This is a genomic window from Actibacterium sp. 188UL27-1 (assembly GCF_016901225.1).
Taxonomy (GTDB): domain Bacteria; phylum Pseudomonadota; class Alphaproteobacteria; order Rhodobacterales; family Rhodobacteraceae; genus 188UL27-1.
In genome coordinates this window covers 244,403-261,777 of the sequence record NZ_JAFEUL010000003.1, presented here as the reverse complement: position 1 = coordinate 261,777, position 17,375 = coordinate 244,403, and the positions used below count along the sequence as shown (strand labels likewise).

Sequence of the window (17,375 nt, the reverse complement as noted above, 5' to 3'; positions counted from 1 at the left end):
GGCTTGCTGACGACGGCAAGACATGTAACTGAGTATTTCTGTAAGGGTAATACAGATTAGGGAGAGACACATGCCATCCTTCACTTCAACATCGGTGCTGGCGATGTCAGCATTGGCTGTTTTCGCAACGGGCGCGGTCGCAGAAGGCGAACTGAACCTTTATTCATCGCGCCATTACGACACCGATGAACGGCTTTATTCTGATTTTACCGAACAGACCGGAATCACGATCAACCGGATCGAAGGGAAGGCGGACGAGCTGATTGCCCGGATGGAAGCTGAAGGGGCAAACTCTCCCGCGGATGTCTTGCTGACCGTGGACACCTCGCGGCTGGAACGCGCGAAAGAGGCGGGTATCCTGCAAAGCATCGATAGCCCCATGCTGGAGGCGCGCATCCCGGCCAACCTTCAGGATGCAGACAATCAGTGGTTCGGCTTTTCCCAGCGCGCCCGGATTGTCTTTTACGACAAGGCCGACGTGACGGCCCCCCCCATGGATTATGTCAGCCTCGCCGATCCCGCCTATCAGGGTCAGGTCTGTCACCGGTCCTCCACCAACGTGTATTCCCAAACCTTACTGGCCGCGGTGATCGAAAATCACGGGGAAGAGGCGGCGAAAACCTGGGCGCAGGGATTTGTCGACAACTTCGCCCGCAAACCCCAAGGTGGCGATACCGATCAGCTGCGGGCCCTGGTTTCGGGTGAATGCGACATCGCCATTTCCAACACCTACTACTTTGCCCGTGCTGTCCGCACCGATGTCGATGGCCTGCCCAAGGACGCGATGGAGAATATCGGTTGGGTCTTTCCCGCGCAAAATGCCGAAGGGGCCCATATGAACCTCTCCGGTGGTGGCGTTGCCGCCAATGCCCCGAACAAGGACAATGCCGTAAAATTCATGGAATATCTGGCGTCAGACCAGGCGCAGCAGTATTTCTCTGCGGGCAATGATGAATTTCCTGCCGTCCCGGGTGTTGGCCTGTCAGCTTCCGTGGCCACCCTTGGCATGTTCCGCCCCGATGCGGTTGATCTTTCCAAGGTTGCCAAGAATGTGCCTGCCGCCCAGAAAATCTTTACCGAAGTCGGCTGGGAATAAGCTGATCGGTCAGACGATCACATTGGGGCGCATCGTTGCGCCCCTTTGTCATGACCGGTCGCGACCGATCTGTCGGCACAGCAAGATCACCGGCAGCAATCCGATTGCTGCGATCACCAGGCTGGGCACCGCAGCCCCCTCCAACCGCTCGTCCGAGGCTAATCTGTGCGCCTGAACCGCCAGCGTGTCAAAGTTGAAGGGCCGCATGATCAGGGTCGCGGGCAGCTCCTTCATCACATCCACAAACACGATCAGCAAAGCGGTCAGCAAACTGGGGCGCAGCAGCGGGAAATGCACGCGCCGTACCACGCCCCATCGGTTTTGCCCCAGGACCCGGGCGGCCAGGTCCATGTTGGTGTTCATCGTGGCCGCACCGCCTTCATAGGATCCGATTGCAGCGGCCATGAACCGGATCATGTAAGCCGCAACCAGCAGCCAGATCGACCCGGTGAACAGCAGCCCCGTCGATATCCCGAACTGTGCCCTGAACAGGGCATCCATCCCGTTATCCAGCGCGGCAAACGGCACCAGCAGGCCCACGGCGATCACGCCGCCCGGCACCGCATATCCCATCCGCCCGACATACAGCGCCCCGGCGGTCAGGCCCGTGGGCCGCGTCCGGTCCAGACTGCCCAGCAACAGGGCGGCCGCCACGGTTACCACGGCCGCAATTGCGCCCAGCGTGATCGAATTGCGGATGAACGCCAGATAGCGCGGGCTTAGCAGATCCTGCTCCGATCCCAGCGCCATCTGTCCCAGCATCGCGGCGGGCAGCAGGCTTCCCAGGATCGCCGGGATCGCGCAGGCGGCAAATGCCATCGCGGCCCGTCCACCGGTCAGCTGAAATCGCGGCATCTCATCCTGGACGCGCCCGTTGGCATAACTGGCCCGCCCGCGGCTGATCCGTTCCAGCACCGTCAGCAACAGCGCAAAACCCAGCAGCGCCAGGGAAAGCTGCGCCGCCGCCGCCCGGTCCGCCAGGGTAAACCAGCTTGTGTAGATCCCCACGGCAAAGGTCTGGACCCCGAAATAGGACACCGTGCCGTAATCCGCGATCGTCTCCATCGCCACCAGCATGGTGCCTGCGGCAATGGCAGGCCGCGCCATCGGCAAAGAGACCGACCAGAACGTGCGCAACGGTGACCGGCCCAGCGCCCGCGCTGCCGAAAACGCCCGTCCACTTTGCGATTTGAACGCGGCGCGCGCCAACAGATAAACATAAGGGTACAGGACCAGGGCCAGCATCGCCGCCGCCCCGCCCAATGACCGGATTTCAGGGAACCAATAATCCCGCGGCCCCCATCCGCTCACCTCCCGCAGCGCGGTCTGCACAACGCCGGGATGATCCAGCACATGGGTATAGGCATAGGCCAGCACATAGGCCGGGAAGGCCAGCGGCAGCACCAGGACAACCTCCAGCACCCGGCGCCCGGGAAACTGGGTCATCGTCACCAGCCACGCCGTCACTGTGCCAACCGTCGCGGTCAGCGCCATGACGGCCAGCAGCAGCCACAGGGTCGTCAGCGCATAGCGGCGCAACACCGTCTCTGCCAGTTGCGCCAGGGTCTCCAGCGATCCCACCATCGCCGCCACCGCCACGCTGACCATCGGCAACAGGCAAAGTCCTGCCACCATAACGGCGCTCAGCACCGACGGGGCTGGCAACCACCGTTGGCGTTCTCCGGGCAAGGTATGGCGTTTTTCCAGCATCCCCGATGCCTACTTCACCAAAGGGGCCATCCGCAATTCGGAAACTAATCCGATAACAATAATCAGGATTGACTAACCCTACTAATATAATCAAGAATATACGAAGTTCCTCAGCCACCTTCGGGCAGCCCGGACCATCCGCACCAAACGGAGGCCGCCATGCGACCGCAGACTTCAGACCGAACCGCCTCGATCTCCCCCAGCCATTCCCCGTTTCAGTGGGAGGTCGTGCTGCGCCTCGTCCTCCCCGGCCTCTATCCGTGCGACCAACACCTTGATGCGCTACTGGACCGACTGGAACATGCCTCATGAACGCCATGACCCAACTCCCGCAGCTTAAACCGTCCCCCGAAACCGTGCATATGGACACGTATGATGCGCGCGATTTGATCAAGGATGGCGTTCAGGTCTGCCTGACGCTGGATCAACAGGTCTACTACTTGCGGATCACACGATCCGGCAAACTGATCCTCACGAAATGAACACCGAACAGGCCCTGCGCGGCGGTGCTCCCGTCGGTGCCTTGGCCAGCATAGCGGCGTGGCAGGCCTCCCTGATTCTCAATCTGCGCCTGTGGTGCGATGGGACCCGCGGCCAACAACAGGTCTGTGCCGACTACCACAATACCTTTCCCCAGGATCGCGCCAGACAAGAGATCGCCCTGTTTCAGGAACTGATCGCAACGCTCATGCAGCATGCGCACCGGCCGCTCGTGCGCCATCAGGTCTGCTGTTCCTGTGTCGGATCCGATGAATGCGTGTTTGCACATATGGTCGGCACGGCGTCGGCGGGCCAGATCAATGATGCCGCCATGGTGGCAACGCTGCTGGTCAACGCGGCCCAGGCCGAACATCTGGCCATCCTTGCGGGGCAGGTGGGTCAATGCGCGCGCAAGATGACCGACCCTGCCCACCATGTGCATGACGATGTTCCGCGATCAGGCACCGTTGTGCGGTTGCAGTGATGCCATGTTCCCAACCTGCAACCGACTGAACCACCGGGTTGTGCCACGTCGCGCGGCCCGCCACATCTCCCCCAGGCACGGGCATTGCCCATATCCCACAGGAGTTTCGCCACAATGTCGAAAACACCCAGCCCCTGCATCGATGTCTGCAAGTTCAAACGCCAGGGGCACTGCATCGGCTGCTCCATGACCAAGCCGCAGAAAAGCCTGTTCAAAAAGCTGAAAACGAACAAGCACCGCGATGCATTTGTCGCGATGCTCGTGGCCCAGCAGAAAAACTTGGGCAGGTACAGTCATTGGACGCCGGTCTACTTGCGCAAATGCCTCAAGAAAAAGGTCAAACCGGTCCCGGCTGTGCGCAAGGCGGCGTGACCGCCCGCCGTCACCATTGGATCACCGCAAGTGACTGCGCAGGAACCAGGCGAATTTTTCATGGACCTGACCCCGCGCGATGCACAGGTCTTCGGTCAGGGTATCGCCGTGATTTGCAGCCAGTTCACCGGCACCGGCCAGCGTCGCCGCCAGCGTCTCCTGCGCGGCCAACAGCGCTTTGATCATATCGATATCGGTCGCGGTGCCGTCATGCTCGCGCACCTTTGACCGCTTCAACATACCGGCCAATGTACCCTCGGCATGGCTGTCGATTGCCTTGATCCGTTCGGCCAGATCGTCCTGCGCCTCGAAGTGATCTTCATAGATCTTCTGGAACAACTCATGCAGCGGACCAAAGGCCATGCCGGTGACATTCCAGTGAAAGTTCTGCGCCAGCATCGTTGTCACAGTTGTTTCGGCGACTGACTGGTTCAACGCTTCCGCGATTTCCGCCTGCGCATCGGTGTTCAGGGCAATAGCTGTCTGGGTCATCTCGTTTCCCTTGTTCAATGGTCTTTTCTTCGCTGGCTTGCGGCAATGCTGGCTGGCTTGTTGACCATGACATAGGGACGCACCCGCCGGGGACAAGCACTTTTTAGAATAATTCTAATTTTGTGATGGAATGCCGTCGATCACCTGGATTTGCGGTATCTGCCACCGCTTGTTATGCGCGGTGCCCGACGTTGTCATGCCACTCCGATTGTCTCGTGATGTGTTTGATGTTAACCTTTATCTGATATTTTTAGGTACCGCGCGCATGAGTACAGATCATAAAATGCCGAAATTGGGCAAACGTTTGATTTTAGGGGCTGTTTTGGGAACACTTCCCGTCGCGGGATGTGTGATGGACGAACCGGGCCAGGCGCAGACCGACCGACCCACCATAACCGTCAGCTCCCGTGAAAAGGCGATGTTCGATCAAGCCCGGCAAACCCAAAACCCGGCGGATGCTGTCCGGTTTTTGAACGCCTATCCTGAAAGTCAGCTGGCGCGCCCGTTGCTGATATCGCTGCCGCCCAATGCCTTGCGCAGCATTCCGCGCGATGTCGTCAATGATCTTGAGCCTGACACCGTTCGGCGTCTTCCGTCCAATGTCCAGGCCCAGCTTGGGTTGCTTCGCCGGTCCGAGCAGTCGACCGGACTTCGCGGTGGTGACGACGGCTATAGCGGGTAATCCCCCATTCGTCGCAGTGAAGAAGATGCCGTGACAGACCCTCCCCAACCGGTGTGTCCCGATCCGCCAACCGTGGCCGTGGTCATCACCAACTATAATTACGGTCACTTTCTGCCCAGTTGTCTCAGCAGCGTCGCGGCCCAGACGATCGCCCCGGATGAGGTGGTTGTCGTCGATGATGGATCGACCGATAACAGCAGACAGATCCTTGCGGGATACCCCCACATAAAGGTCATCCTACAAGATAATGGGGGCCAGGCCGCGGCCTTTAATACCGGATTTGCCGCTGTCAAAAGCGATCTGATCCTGTTTCTGGATGCCGATGACATCCTCCTGCACCATGCCATTGCGGTGATCAAACGCCTGTGGGTGCCGGGCCTGGCCGGGTTGAGCTATCCGATGGATGTGATCGACACGGCCGGTCAGACCATCGGCGCCTATCCAATGACGGTGCCGCCCGTTGATGCGCTGCCCCGGTTGCTGCACCGCCTGACCCTGCCGTTCATGCCGACCAGCGGCAATGTCTTTAGCCGGGCCGCACTGGCTTGGGCTTTTCCGCTGCCGGCCGCGCGGTGGAAGATCAGTGCCGACGCCCTGCTGATCCGTGCCGCGGTTCTGACTGCGCCGATGATCCATCTGTCGCAAACCCTGTCGCAGTACCGCGCCCATGGGCATAACGGATTTTTTCGTGATGGCGTCGAACTGATCTGGACGGCCCATCGCGGCCTCAGGGATGTCTCCGATGCGGGATTGGATCTGATCGCCATGGCCCGCCGCACCCGGGGCCAGGTTCCCGTGGCCCATCAGGAAAAATTGCTGGTCAGCGCAGTGCGCACCCGGTTGATCAATCACCAGCGCCATCCGGACAGGTCAGACCTGACCAATTTTTTGCGCCGGGCCCTGCGCCATTTTCCCGCCGGTGGGGCGCGGCGGCTTAATGCGGCATTGGTGCTGCTGCGTATCTTGCTGCTGTTCAGTCCGGCCCTGGCCCGGTGGGTGGCGGACCCCACGGAACGCCCGACTTGGGTCGCGCGCTTGCGCAGAATTTTGCTGGGCCCGCGCAACCGCGGCCGTATCCAACCGCGCGGTCCGTTCAATGGTGCCCTGTCTGTGGAGCGGGGGGCCGCTCCGCTGGATCTGCTTGCGACACTCACCGGGCCTGAATGGGTTTACAATTATGAATTGGAGGCCTTTGCCCTTTGTGCCGATACCGGTGCGTTTACCATTCACCGGGCCAGTTCGGGGCCGGTGACGGTGACGCTGTCCCCGCGGGGACAGGATGCCGAGCCGCTTTCGGTGCATGTCATTTATAACGACACTCCGGTAAAGATGACGACCGTTTGGGCGGGGCAGGACATTACCTTTGACCTTCCCGCGCTGCCCAGATTTGGCGCTGAGGCAGAGGAGTTGACGCTGCGCGTTCGCGCTGCCTCCACCACAATTCGGGATCGGGTGCGTGATCTGTTTCGACCGCCCTGCCTGCTTAGTATCGGGGCGATCACGGTGCAGCCGAAAGAGACGGCGACCCCAGGTACCATTGTTTTGCCAGTGTCCGACGAGCGGGCCTGGCCCGTGGCAAACCACCGTCCCCGCGGGGACAGTGCCGCCCGTGGTACATTTGCCTTGGCCCATCCGCCGTTGCAGGGACCGGTTGCGCTGCAGCTGAGGTTTCCGGCGGATCACCCTGCGGGCAGCCTGTTTACCACAATCGGGGATGAACCTGTCTGGGACGGCATTATCGGGCCAAATGCGTTGTGCCGGATGAGTGTCCCCGCGGGGACACGCCTGCTTGCGGGTGATCTGACCCTGCACATGATCTTTCGGCCCGACGATTTCATGGATGGTGACACGGTTGAGATTGCGACGGCCTGTTGGCTGCCGATTGCCGCCGATCCGTCATATAATCGCGGTATCATAATACCCAATCAATTGATTCAAAGCGGCATCGGCCCCGGTCTTGCCCCTTTTGTTCGTGGCGGGTGGGAGTTTCTGCCGGATCATGAAGTTTCGATGTTTGGGGCGCAGGCCCATCTGTCAATCGGCCATACAGGTTTACCCCCGGCGGCCCAGCTTTTGCTGGATCTTGAACCGCTTGACCCCGTGGCGGCGCAGGGTCATCTGGTGGTTGCCGTGCTGATCAACGGGGACCCGGCGGCCACCTTGCACCTGATGGGGCGGGCGGTGATCGAAGTTCCGATCCCTGAGACAGCCATCCCTGCTGGTCAGAACCTAATCACGGTTGAGATCAATGCCGCTTTGCGCCAGGGGGATAATCCCGACCATACATTGCCCCATGGCGGGCTGCGCTTATGGTCTGTCGGGATGTCACCCCTGCCAGAGGTGTCGGTGACCCGGCAAAAGCCCAATGCCGTGATCTACCGGCCACCCCTGACGGATCTGGTGATGCGGGTCCGCGATATGGTGGAGGGCGATGCCGACCCAACAGACCGGGCCACCCTGCGCGATGAGGTGATCGGCACCTTGGAAACCATGCGCCCGCAGGCTGTTGTGGATTTCATGGATGCGGATGATCTGTCGAGGCTGGCCTGGCTGGCGGCGCCGCTGCCCCCGCGGGATGACGTGCCGGATGCCACGGACAGCGTTGCGGGGCTGGCCCGGGCCATGGCCAGTGGCCCGGCATATCGGATTTTGTCTGACTTTGCCCTGCATGACCTACCGCCCTGCATATCGCGTTACGCGAAAGCGGTGGGCGCTTATCTGGTGGCGGATATTCCGCCGGACGCCCCTAGGATGGATCTGGGCGCGTACCAGTCATTTCTGATCCGCATCATGGAAGAGGCGCGCCAGATCATCGCGACCCAGAACGCGGACAGCCCGCAAGCGATCATGGCGCTGGAAATGGTCGACCGGTTTGGTCCGAAAGCCTTGCTGGTGGCTGAAGGTCACCTGAAACCCCACGCAACCATATTTGGACGCGCGCTGGAGGCGCGATTGCTGCGCGAGGGGCATGCCTTGGATCTGGCTGTGCAAGACGGACGGACGGCTGGGCCCCGGCGGATCGGTTTTTTACTGCGCCGGTCGGTATCAGGGTTGGGTGGTACGGATATTTCTAAACTCATTCAATCTGTTACAGATCGCGGGGCAGAGACCTTTATCTGTCTGACCGATCAGGCGAAACCCATTGCAGAGGCCGAGGTGCTGGACCTGTCATCTCGCGACGTGGCCGACATGGTGACAGAGGTGCGGCGGCTGGATCTGGATGTCATGGTCCTGGCTGATATTGTTCACGGTCAGTCCCGTTATGCGGAACTGGCGGCCCACCGTCTGGCGCGGCGCCAGATCTCAACCACATCGGTGACAACCGGGCTGAGTCGGGTGGATCAGGTTTTTTTAGGCGCGCGGGCTGTGCCTGATGGTGCGGCGGCGGATTTTACCGAAGAGGTCATCATCGCCCCCGGCATGGGTTGCGCCGCAGCCCCCCCACCGGTGGAGGCGGCAGAGGGGCCGTCGGTTGATCTGCTGCGACGGCGGATTGCCAGCGCACCGGATTGCGTGATGCTGATCAGTTGGGCGCCGGTGGCGCAAATCGGTGGGCCGTTATTGACCGCCTGGCTACAGATCCTGGCCGATCATGACATGGCGCTGCTGGTCCTTCATCCCTTTGACCAGGACCAAAAATTGGGGCCCGGATCTGACCGGTTTGAGCAGCGATTGCAGCGGGCCTGTATCGCGGCGGGTGTGCCGCGGGACCGGATCCTGGTCTTTCCGCCGCTAACCGATGCGGAGGCGCTGGGGGTTCTGTCGCTGGGTGATGTTTATCTGGACAGTTTTCCGCTGTCGGATCCGGCAACGGTTGCGGCGCTGCAGGCGGGCTTGCCCGTGGTTGCGATGGCCGGGCAGACGGCGCGGGGCCATCTTGGCGCGGGTTGGCTGGCTGATCATGGGCTGGACGCGCTGATCGCGGGATCTGTTGATGACTACCGGCGGATTGCAGGCGACCTGATCGCGACTGCAGAGCGGCGCGCGGCCCTGAGGCAGACGTTAAATGATGTGCGGGCCCGGCCCGAGGATCGCGACGGGTTGGTGGATCATCTGATGAATCAGGGGGCCGGTCCTGCCGTGGCCCCACGATATCTGTTTCACCACATGCCCAAGACGGGCGGCACGACCGTGAGAAAGATGTTTGGGACGTGGTTTCACATGGTGGGCGATTACCGCGCGCCCTGGGCCACGGTTTTGCCCCTGCGGATGGATTTGGATCAGATCGCCCCGCATCAGATGTTATGCGGCCATTTTGCCAGTGATCTGATGCCGTTGAACCAGAAATATCCCGAAACGCTGGACCCCCAGCGCTGGCGGCGGGTGACCTTTGTCCGGTCACCGCTGGAAACCGCGCTGTCGATCCATGCATTCGAGAATAAGCGGCGTGTGCTTTTCGACCCCGATTTTGAGGTTCAGGAGCTGGGCCCGTTTCTGCGCAACAGCATGGGGCCGTTCCTGCAGCATTTTGAATGTGGGGTGGATGACTGGCAGGCCGCGCTGGATCGGTATTGGTTCATCGGCACGCTGGAGCGGTTGCCGGAATGTATGGCCTATCTGGGCCGTCATTTTGGCAAGGCGCCGCCCGCCTTTGTCCCGCATGAGAACCAGACGACGCGGCTGGAGCAGCCCGACCCGGAGGATATCGCGGCGTTCAAGCGCAGGAATGCGGTCGAGTTCGAGATGTATGATGAGATTTGTGCGCGGCTGGACCGGCGCCTTGGGTGAAATGATTTGCGTGGTCGGTTGGCTGTGCCATACTCGTTAACGTATTTTAGATCGTGTGGTTGTTGGCTATGGGCGTTTTCAGACAGATCGTTTTTGCGCAGCTTTTCCTGGCGCTGATGGTGGTGGGGGCCTGGGCGCAGGCGACCGGCAAGCGGGTGGCATTCGTCGTTGGCAACTCTGCCTATGAGGGGGTGTTGCCGTCGCTGAAGAACCCGGTCAACGACGCCACGGATATTGCCGCGCGGCTGGATGAGCTGGGATTTACGGTGATCCTGGCCACGGATCTGGACCGGGTTGGGTTCCAGACGGCCCTTTTGCAGTTTGCCCAGGCGCTGGACGGAGCGGAGACGTCGCTGTTCTTTTACGCAGGCCACGGCATTCAGGTGAGTGACGAGAACCATATCATCCCGGTCGATGCGCGGGTCAGCCGGGGGATTGATTTCGCGAATGAGACGGTTACGGTGAATCGCATCGTCGGCCTGATGAACCAGTTTACTGAAACCAGCATCGTCTTGCTGGATGCCTGCCGCGACAACCCGCTGACCAGTGACATTCCGGTGGGTCAGCAGCAGGACGGGTTTGGGCGCGGTCTGGCGCGGGTGCGCGCCTCGGGCGGATCATACATTGCGTTTGCGACGGCGCCGGGGAACGTGGCCTATGACGGGTTGGGGCGCAACAGTCCCTTCACGGAGGCGTTGTTGAATCATATCGACACGCCGAATGTGGATATCCGGCTGATGATGGCGGATGTCCGGCAGGACGTGTTTCGCACGACCGGGCAGCGGCAATTGCCGTGGGAGAACAACTCCTTGATCGGGCGGTTTTATTTCAATCAGGATGACCGGTTGCAGCGGTTGGACAGTGCCCAGCGCAGTGAGACGGAGGCGTGGCAGCTGATCTCGAACAGTATCCGGCGAGAGGATTATGCGGGCTTCCTGCGGGACTTTCCCGATGGCACCTTCGCGCAACTGGCCGAGCTGAAGATCACCGCATTGGAACAGGTGGATGCCTTGGCCAACCGGGAGCGGACCGATTTCGTTTTGGCGCGGTCCACCAATAGCGAACGGGGCTGGTCGGAGTTTATCGAGGCCTATCCGGGTGGGATCTTTGCGGAAATTGCAGGCGAAGAGTTGCAGGAGTTGCAGGACGATATTGCCCGAAATCAGATGACGCTTGAGGAGATCCACTGGCAATCGATTGCGACGTCGCGCGCACCCAGCGATTTTCGCACCTTTCTGGCCATTTATCCCCAGGGTCGGTTCAGCGATCTGGCGGCCCAGCGATTGGATGCGACCGAGCGGGCCGAGGAGATTGCCCAATCCCTGACCGGACAAAGCGCCGAGGATGTGACCGATGCCGAACTGGAGCGGGAGGTGAAGCGGCGGGTCGCGCAGATCCCGGTGCAGTTCGTGCAATACGGGCTGAATGCGCTGGGCCACCAGGTCAGCGATATCTCGGGTGTGCTTGACCCGCCGACCCGGCGCGCCATCCGCAATTACCAGGCGACCATCGATGCACCCCAGACCGGTCGGTTGGCCCCGGAACAGACGGTCGATCTGTTGATGTCGGCGGCGGCATTGGGCGACAGCAATGCGCTGACGGCGGCGGGTATCATGCTGTCGGCCGGTCACGGGCTTCGCCAGAACGAGGCGATGGCGCGGGAATGGCTGGACCGTGCCGCGGATAAGGGCAACGGGCTGGCCATGGCGAACCTTGGCATCCTGTACCGGGATGGGCGCGGTGGCGCGCGGGATATGGAAAAGGCCCGCAGCCTGCTGACCGTGGCCGTCACGCTGGGCGTGGACGGGGCGGAACCGGTTTTGCGGAGCTTGGGCCAATGATGCGTTTTGCAGCCTTTTTGGTGGCGCTGTGCCTTGTACCGGCGACCATGGCCACGGCGCAATTGCTGCTGCCGCAGCCGGAATTGCGGGTGCTGAAGGATTGCGAGACCTGCCCCGAATTGGTGATCCTGCCCGACGGGATGTATATGAGCCGGGCGCCGGTCACCCTGGCCGAGTTCCGGGCCTTTGCCGAGGCCACGAATTACGTCAATCGCGGCTGGGGCTGCAAATGGAACCGTCCGCATTTTCCGCAGGAAGACAATCATCCGGCGGTTTGCCTGACCTATCAGGGTGCGGTGGCCTATGCCGACTGGTTGACCGAGACCACCGGCCAGACCTACCGCCTGCCCAAGGCGAGTGAGCTGACCTATGCCGTCATGGGATTTGAAAAGACGAATTACTGGTGGGGCCAGCAGATCGGGCGGGACCGGGCCAATTGCCTGGGCTGTGGTCGGCCGCTGGATGCGGTGGGTACAACGGCGGTCGATACCTATCCGCCCAACCCGTTCAACGTGCTGGATGCCGTGGGCAATGTCTGGATCTGGACCAGCGATTGCAAATCCGCGGCCTGCGAGGAGCGGGTGTTGATGAGCGGCAGTTGGTCGAGCCCGCCATCGGATCTGCGCATGACCAAGCGGATTTCAAACGCGCCCAATGTGCCGTTCAACACCTATGGGATGCGCGTCGTGAGGGAGCAGGAGTGACCATGTGGAAGTATTTTGCAGCTTTGACCGCGATCTGTATTGCGACCACCCGCCCGGCCCTGGCGCAGGAGGGTACGGGCGATGAAGTGTCGGATTGCCAGACCTGCCCGACCCTGACGGTGATGGCCGATGGATCCGCCATGGGGACCTACCCCGTGACCGTGGCGGAATTCACGGCCTTTGCCGAGGCGACGGATGTGTCTGGCACTGAGAACTGTTATATCCGTGTTGCCAAACGGTTCCGCAACGAGGCGGGGTTTGGTTGGGCCAATCCGGGGTTTGAGCAGGGACCAAACCACCCGGTGGTTTGCATCAACTGGATGGAGGCCGTTGCCTATGCCGATTGGTTGAGCGCGCAGACGGGCAAGCCTTACCGTTTGCCAACCTATGAGGAATCGGTCGCCACCACTGCCGCCGGGGCCGAGACCGCGTTTTGGTGGGGCGATGATTTTACCGAGGTTTGCGAGCGCACCAATGCAGCAGACGCGCAGTACCGCGCGGCGTATCCGGAGGATCCGCGCAAGATGGTGACCTGCGACGACGGATATGAATACACCTCACCCGTGGATGCCTTTCCGCCTAATCCGCTGGGGCTGCATGATGTGGCGGGCAATGTCTGGCAGTGGACCAATTCCTGTCTGAAGGGCGATTGCAGCAACGCGATCTTTCGGGGTGCGGCCTGGACCGTGCCCAACCCCAAGCATTTCCGCAATGACGGGCAATGGGCCGACCGGATCGTATTGCGCAATTCGGCTGTCGGGTTTCGGGTGATGCGCGACGCGGAATAGTTACAGGCGCGGATCGGACGGCTCACTTTCCAATGCGAGCACGGCCAGGGCGCAGGCATGGACCTTTGACAAGGGCAGCCGTTCGACAAAGCGATGCAACCCTTCGAAGCCCAGTTTAAACTCCCGCTCCGCCAGGGAGAATTTGCGGCCCAGCCCCCGTTTGCGCAGGCGTTCAATATTGGCAGGCATGTCGTAATCGGGTCCGTAGATGATGCGCAGGTAGTCGCGGCCACGGACCTTCATCGCGGGTTGGATCAGCCCCCGTTCGCCCCGCACCAGAAACACCGTGGGTTTGATCACCAGCCCTTCGCCACCGGCGGCGGTGTGTGTCAGCCACCAATTGGTGATCGCCGCTATGTCATCGGGGTTGCCGCTGTCAAAGCGCCGCCAGCCCGTGGGTTTCAGGATCGGATCGGCCTGGGCCAGATTTTCGATGGTCTCCATATGCCAGGTATGGGATTTGTCGGTATGGACCTGCCCTTCGGTGGCCAGAATGTGAAACGGGGCGATGTGGTAGTCATCGATACTGGGGGCATCCCAGCAATAACCATCGATGGTGCGGCCCATGGCCTGGGCATTGACGGCCTGCTGCTGGGACAGGGTTTTCAGCGGTTCCAGTTCGGCCAGGTGGGGCGCGCGGTTGATCGCCTCAAGCACCGCAGCGGCGGAGGCTTGGGCAGCCGCGACCGTGGGGCGGTATTGCTTTTGCAGCAGGACCTGCGCCTTGGCGGACCACGGCATCAGTTCTGCATCCAGCAGCACCCAATCGGTTTGCAGGCCTGACCACAGGTCGGCTTTGGCCATGGCGGTGCTGACGCGGTCGATGATCTGGGCCTCTTGCGTCTCATCCTTGAAGAACGGACGGCCGGTGCGGGTGTAGATCACGCCGGTCTTGCCATCCTCGACACCAAAGCGGGTTTGCGCCGTGCCGGCATCCCTGGCCACGACCAACAGCGCGCGGGAGCCCATGTGCTTTTCCTCGGCCACCAGATCGGTCACCCCGCGGTCGGCATAATGCGCGATGGCCTGGGCAGGGTGTTCGAGGAACGGACCATCGGGCGCTGTGGGGCAAGCGGCCATGGTCGGTGGCAGGTAGATCAGCCAGCGGGGATCGACGGCAAAACGGCTCATGACCTCTAGCGCGGCAAGGCTGTTTTCCTCGGGGATCTGGATGGTGGATTTGAACCGGGTTTCGATCCGCATCTTGGTGGCGTAGTCATCAAAATAGAGCAGCCGGTCATGGTCCTGCTGGGCGGACAGGTTCTGGCCGTGGTCCAGCGGTTTGGCGGGTTCGGCATATTGCCGGGCGGGGGTGACCGCGACGGTCTCTCGTTCGGGCCAGCGCAGGGCGGTCAGCTTGCCACCAAAGACGCAGCCGGTATCGATGCAAAAGGTGTTGTTGAGCCACTCAGCCTCGGCCATGGGGGTGTGGCCATAAACGACATCCGCCGCACCGCGATAGTCGCGCGCCCATTCCAGGCGGACGGGCAGGCCGAATTCATCGACCTCACCCGTGGTCTCGCCGAACATGGCAAAGTTGCGGACGGTGCCGGAGCCACGGCCATGCATGTCAGCCTTGAGGCCGGCATGGGCGACGACGAGCGTGCCATCCGCCAGCCAAAGATGAGAGCGCAGATCCCAGGTGAAGTCCTGAACGGTTTTGCGGAAAGCGTCGGAGGTTTTCTCCAACTCCGCCGCCGTCAGGTCGAGCCCGTGATTGAGGGTGACAGATTTGCCTTTCAGCCACTTGTTCAGCTTGAAATCGTGGTTGCCGATGACGCATTGGGCGCTGCCCTGGGCCACCATTCCCATCACCAGCCGCAACGCATTGACGTTTTGCGGGCCGCGATCGGTGATATCGCCGACAAAGATCACGCGCCGTCCCTGGGGATGGGCGGCGGTGATCAGATCTTCGGCCGCAGGATCGAAGGGGTCGATGGCGTAGCCAAGCCGGGTTAGCAGTTCTGTCAATTCGTCGAAACAGCCATGGATATCGCCGATAATGTCGAACGGGCCGTGATCGGTGCGCTTATCTGTCCAGAGCGGTTCGCGTGTGATCTGCAATGCATCGACCTGGTCGGGCGATTTCATGACCTGAACCTGGCGGAACCCTTCCTTTTGCAGGCTGCGCAGACCCCGGCGCAGGGCGCGGGAATGGTTGCGGGGGACATGTTCGCCAAAGTCGCGGTTGGGTCGGGTCGCGTTGCGCTCGTGGCAGAGCTTAGGGTCGATATCGAGGACCAGCGCGACCGGCAGGGCGTGGTATTTGCGGGCGAGGGCCACCAATTTGGCGCGATCTTCCCGCTTGACCGAGGTTGCGTCGATCACCGTCAGCATCCGGCGCTTCAGCCGCAGACCAGCGGTGTAGGTCAACAGATCAAAGGCGTCGGCGGTCGCGGCGAGATCCGTTTCATCATCCGACACCAGCGCGCGGCACTGGTCGGATGACACAATCTCGGTCTCTCGGAAATGTTTGCGGGCAAAGCTGGACTTGCCGGACCCCGTGGCGCCGATCAGCACGACAAGGGCGAAATCAGGGATGGAGATCTGCGTCATGCCGCCCCCCTGGTAAAGGTCGCCATTTGCGAGGGGCCGCCATGGGTGTCGTCAACGGGGCCGAGGGGGGCATAGGTCACGGTGTAATCGTATTGGGCCGCGACGGCATCGGCCCAGCCCTGAAATTTGGCCCGGGTCCATTCAAAGCGGTGGTCGGGGTGGCGTAGCTGGCCGTCTTCCATCCCGTCGAACAGGGCGTTGTATTCGCGATTGGGCGTTGTCATCACGACCAGCCCGGGCTTGGCGTCGCCAAAGACCGACAGGGCCAGGGCCGACAGACGATGCGGTTCGATATGTTCGATCACCTCTACCAGGGTGGCCGCGTCAAACCCTTTCCAGCGACGGTCGCCATAGGTGAGGCTGCCCATCTGCAGGGTGACGCGCTGGGCCATCGCGTCGCTGGCCTGGTTCAGGTAAAGCCGCCGGTTTGCCTTTTCGAGCGTGCGGACCGACGGGTCGACGCCCACGATCCGGGTGAAGGTGCCATCCTTGATCAGGCGGCGCATCAGCTTGCCCTCGCCACAGCCAAGATCCAGGACGGAGGCCGTGTGGTGCGATTTCAGCACCTGTTCCACCGCGTCGAGCCGCAGGTCATGCAGGCGGATGGGCGTTTCCAGGTGCTCTTCGGGTTCGGGCCGGGGCTCATCCTCGTCCAGGTCATCCGTCGCAAGGCTTTCATCCAGACGGGCCAGGGCCATGTTCATGAGCGCGCGGCGATGTTTCAGAGCACGCCGCGTGATCAGGTCCCGCGCGGGATGGGTGGCAAGCCAGCCTTCGCCCTTGGCCAGCAATTTATCGATCTCTTCCTTGTCGATGAAATAGTGTTTGGCGTTGTCCAGCACCGGGATCAACACGTAAAGATGGTTGAGCAGGGCGGATAGGCGGGTGGTGCCGCTGATCACCAGATCGACAACGCGTGCGCTGTCATCCACCGCATGGATCTCAACCTGATATCCCAGTGGCTCAAACAGGAGGCGGGCCAGATCAAGTTCACCCGCCAGGGCGATGGGCAGGATCCGGGCGCGATAGGGCAGTTCGCGGTCCGCCAGATCCTGCCGTTCCTTGGATTTGCCCGACATGGATTGCCCCAGCGCGCGGGTCAGGGACACCGACAGGAACGTGCTGGCGACATAGGGCCGGTCATTGACATATTGGCTGAGCAACCCGTCGCTGTGATCATTCTTGCCGCGCACCAATGCGACGGGATCCACGTTCAGATGCACAACCGCGGTGGTGCTGTCATCGGATATTTCGGGATAAAAGATGGTTAGTTGACCGGCGGCCACGTCGCGCACATGAACGTGATCCGGATGCTTGTGCAGCAGATATCCCAAGTCGCGGGCGGAATAGTCCGCCCCTGCCTGCGCGGTCAATGTCAGTTCAATTTGCATCTATTTCATCTGCCAGTGGCCGCGGGATCGCCGATCCGCAGCCGCTGACCA

At 61.4% G+C, this 17,375-nt stretch carries 14 protein-coding genes; 10 read left to right on the top strand and 4 right to left on the bottom strand.

What is annotated here, in order from left to right; all coding sequences use genetic code 11:
* The first annotated feature begins 70 nt into the window (after positions 1-70).
* Positions 71-1,096: an extracellular solute-binding protein gene (locus IU397_RS06625; RefSeq protein WP_204411921.1), complete on the top strand. Its 1,026-nt coding sequence runs from the start codon at positions 71-73 to the stop codon at positions 1,094-1,096.
* Between the two features lie 48 nt (positions 1,097-1,144).
* Here the strand turns inward: IU397_RS06625 and IU397_RS06620 are convergent, their stop codons facing one another.
* Entirely contained in the window at positions 1,145-2,806 is a 1,662-nt protein-coding gene (locus IU397_RS06620) for an iron ABC transporter permease (RefSeq protein ID WP_204411920.1), read from the bottom strand.
* Positions 2,807-2,965: 159 nt separating this feature from the next.
* Between IU397_RS06620 and IU397_RS06615 the strand changes: the two genes are divergently transcribed.
* The 4 genes from IU397_RS06615 to IU397_RS06600 all read left to right on the top strand — a co-directional run bounded on the left by IU397_RS06615 (position 2,966) and on the right by IU397_RS06600 (position 4,142).
* Entirely contained in the window at positions 2,966-3,118 is a 153-nt protein-coding gene (locus tag IU397_RS06615; RefSeq protein ID WP_204411919.1) for a hypothetical protein, read from the top strand.
* Positions 3,115-3,288, top strand: coding sequence for a hemin uptake protein HemP (hemP, locus tag IU397_RS06610; protein ID WP_204411918.1), 174 nt, complete (start codon positions 3,115-3,117; stop codon positions 3,286-3,288). The genes IU397_RS06615 and hemP overlap by 4 nt, the downstream gene beginning before the upstream one ends.
* Positions 3,285-3,770, top strand: a complete 486-nt coding sequence (locus tag IU397_RS06605; protein ID WP_204411917.1) for a hypothetical protein — start codon at positions 3,285-3,287, stop codon at positions 3,768-3,770. The genes hemP and IU397_RS06605 overlap by 4 nt, the downstream gene beginning before the upstream one ends.
* A gap of 114 nt (positions 3,771-3,884) precedes the next feature.
* Positions 3,885-4,142 (top strand): DUF1289 domain-containing protein, encoded by a 258-nt coding sequence (locus IU397_RS06600; protein ID WP_204411916.1) that lies wholly within the window; start codon positions 3,885-3,887, stop codon positions 4,140-4,142.
* 21 nt (positions 4,143-4,163) lie between these two features.
* Here the strand turns inward: IU397_RS06600 and IU397_RS06595 are convergent, their stop codons facing one another.
* Complete coding sequence (locus IU397_RS06595; protein WP_204411915.1) at positions 4,164-4,634, bottom strand: Dps family protein; 471 nt, start codon at positions 4,632-4,634, stop codon at positions 4,164-4,166.
* Positions 4,635-4,986: 352 nt separating this feature from the next.
* On the opposite strand from IU397_RS06595, the gene IU397_RS06590 reads away from it, so the two are divergent.
* From IU397_RS06590 to IU397_RS06570, 5 genes are all read left to right on the top strand, one after another.
* The gene (locus tag IU397_RS06590; protein WP_204411914.1) at positions 4,987-5,316 is read left to right on the top strand and encodes a hypothetical protein; all 330 of its coding nucleotides are present in this window, start codon (positions 4,987-4,989) and stop codon (positions 5,314-5,316) included.
* Between the two features lie 30 nt (positions 5,317-5,346).
* Positions 5,347-10,044, top strand: a complete 4,698-nt coding sequence (locus IU397_RS23835) for a glycosyltransferase (RefSeq protein ID WP_204411913.1) — start codon at positions 5,347-5,349, stop codon at positions 10,042-10,044.
* A gap of 68 nt (positions 10,045-10,112) precedes the next feature.
* The gene (locus IU397_RS06580) at positions 10,113-11,885 is read left to right on the top strand and encodes a caspase family protein (protein WP_204411912.1); all 1,773 of its coding nucleotides are present in this window, start codon (positions 10,113-10,115) and stop codon (positions 11,883-11,885) included.
* Positions 11,882-12,589 (top strand): SUMF1/EgtB/PvdO family nonheme iron enzyme, encoded by a 708-nt coding sequence (locus IU397_RS06575; RefSeq protein ID WP_204411911.1) that lies wholly within the window; start codon positions 11,882-11,884, stop codon positions 12,587-12,589. Before IU397_RS06580 ends, IU397_RS06575 begins: the two co-directional genes overlap by 4 nt.
* Positions 12,590-12,591: 2 nt before the next feature.
* The gene (locus tag IU397_RS06570) at positions 12,592-13,377 is read left to right on the top strand and encodes an SUMF1/EgtB/PvdO family nonheme iron enzyme (protein WP_204411910.1); all 786 of its coding nucleotides are present in this window, start codon (positions 12,592-12,594) and stop codon (positions 13,375-13,377) included.
* Here the strand turns inward: IU397_RS06570 and IU397_RS06565 are convergent, their stop codons facing one another.
* Together IU397_RS06565 and IU397_RS06560 are read right to left on the bottom strand one after the other, a co-directional pair.
* Complete coding sequence (locus IU397_RS06565) at positions 13,378-15,933, bottom strand: polynucleotide kinase-phosphatase (RefSeq protein ID WP_204411909.1); 2,556 nt, start codon at positions 15,931-15,933, stop codon at positions 13,378-13,380.
* Entirely contained in the window at positions 15,930-17,324 is a 1,395-nt protein-coding gene (locus IU397_RS06560) for a 3' terminal RNA ribose 2'-O-methyltransferase Hen1 (protein ID WP_204411908.1), read from the bottom strand. The genes IU397_RS06565 and IU397_RS06560 overlap by 4 nt, the downstream gene beginning before the upstream one ends.
* Between the last annotated feature and the right edge of the window lie 51 nt (positions 17,325-17,375).

Excerpts from the sequence above, each read along its gene's own strand:
- IU397_RS06625 (WP_204411921.1), top strand. The coding sequence starts at position 71 with ATGCCATCCTTCACTTCAACATCGGTGCTGGCGATGTCAGCATTGGCT.
- IU397_RS06620 (WP_204411920.1), bottom strand. The coding sequence starts at position 2,806 with ATGCTGGAAAAACGCCATACCTTGCCCGGAGAACGCCAACGGTGGTTG.
- IU397_RS06615 (WP_204411919.1), top strand. The coding sequence starts at position 2,966 with ATGCGACCGCAGACTTCAGACCGAACCGCCTCGATCTCCCCCAGCCAT.
- hemP (WP_204411918.1), top strand. The coding sequence starts at position 3,115 with ATGAACGCCATGACCCAACTCCCGCAGCTTAAACCGTCCCCCGAAACC.
- IU397_RS06605 (WP_204411917.1), top strand. The coding sequence starts at position 3,285 with ATGAACACCGAACAGGCCCTGCGCGGCGGTGCTCCCGTCGGTGCCTTG.
- IU397_RS06600 (WP_204411916.1), top strand. The coding sequence starts at position 3,885 with ATGTCGAAAACACCCAGCCCCTGCATCGATGTCTGCAAGTTCAAACGC.
- IU397_RS06595 (WP_204411915.1), bottom strand. The coding sequence starts at position 4,634 with ATGACCCAGACAGCTATTGCCCTGAACACCGATGCGCAGGCGGAAATC.
- IU397_RS06590 (WP_204411914.1), top strand. The coding sequence starts at position 4,987 with ATGGACGAACCGGGCCAGGCGCAGACCGACCGACCCACCATAACCGTC.
- IU397_RS06580 (WP_204411912.1), top strand. The coding sequence starts at position 10,113 with ATGGGCGTTTTCAGACAGATCGTTTTTGCGCAGCTTTTCCTGGCGCTG.
- IU397_RS06575 (WP_204411911.1), top strand. The coding sequence starts at position 11,882 with ATGATGCGTTTTGCAGCCTTTTTGGTGGCGCTGTGCCTTGTACCGGCG.
- IU397_RS06570 (WP_204411910.1), top strand. The coding sequence starts at position 12,592 with ATGTGGAAGTATTTTGCAGCTTTGACCGCGATCTGTATTGCGACCACC.
- IU397_RS06565 (WP_204411909.1), bottom strand. The coding sequence starts at position 15,933 with ATGACGCAGATCTCCATCCCTGATTTCGCCCTTGTCGTGCTGATCGGC.
- IU397_RS06560 (WP_204411908.1), bottom strand. The coding sequence starts at position 17,324 with ATGCAAATTGAACTGACATTGACCGCGCAGGCAGGGGCGGACTATTCC.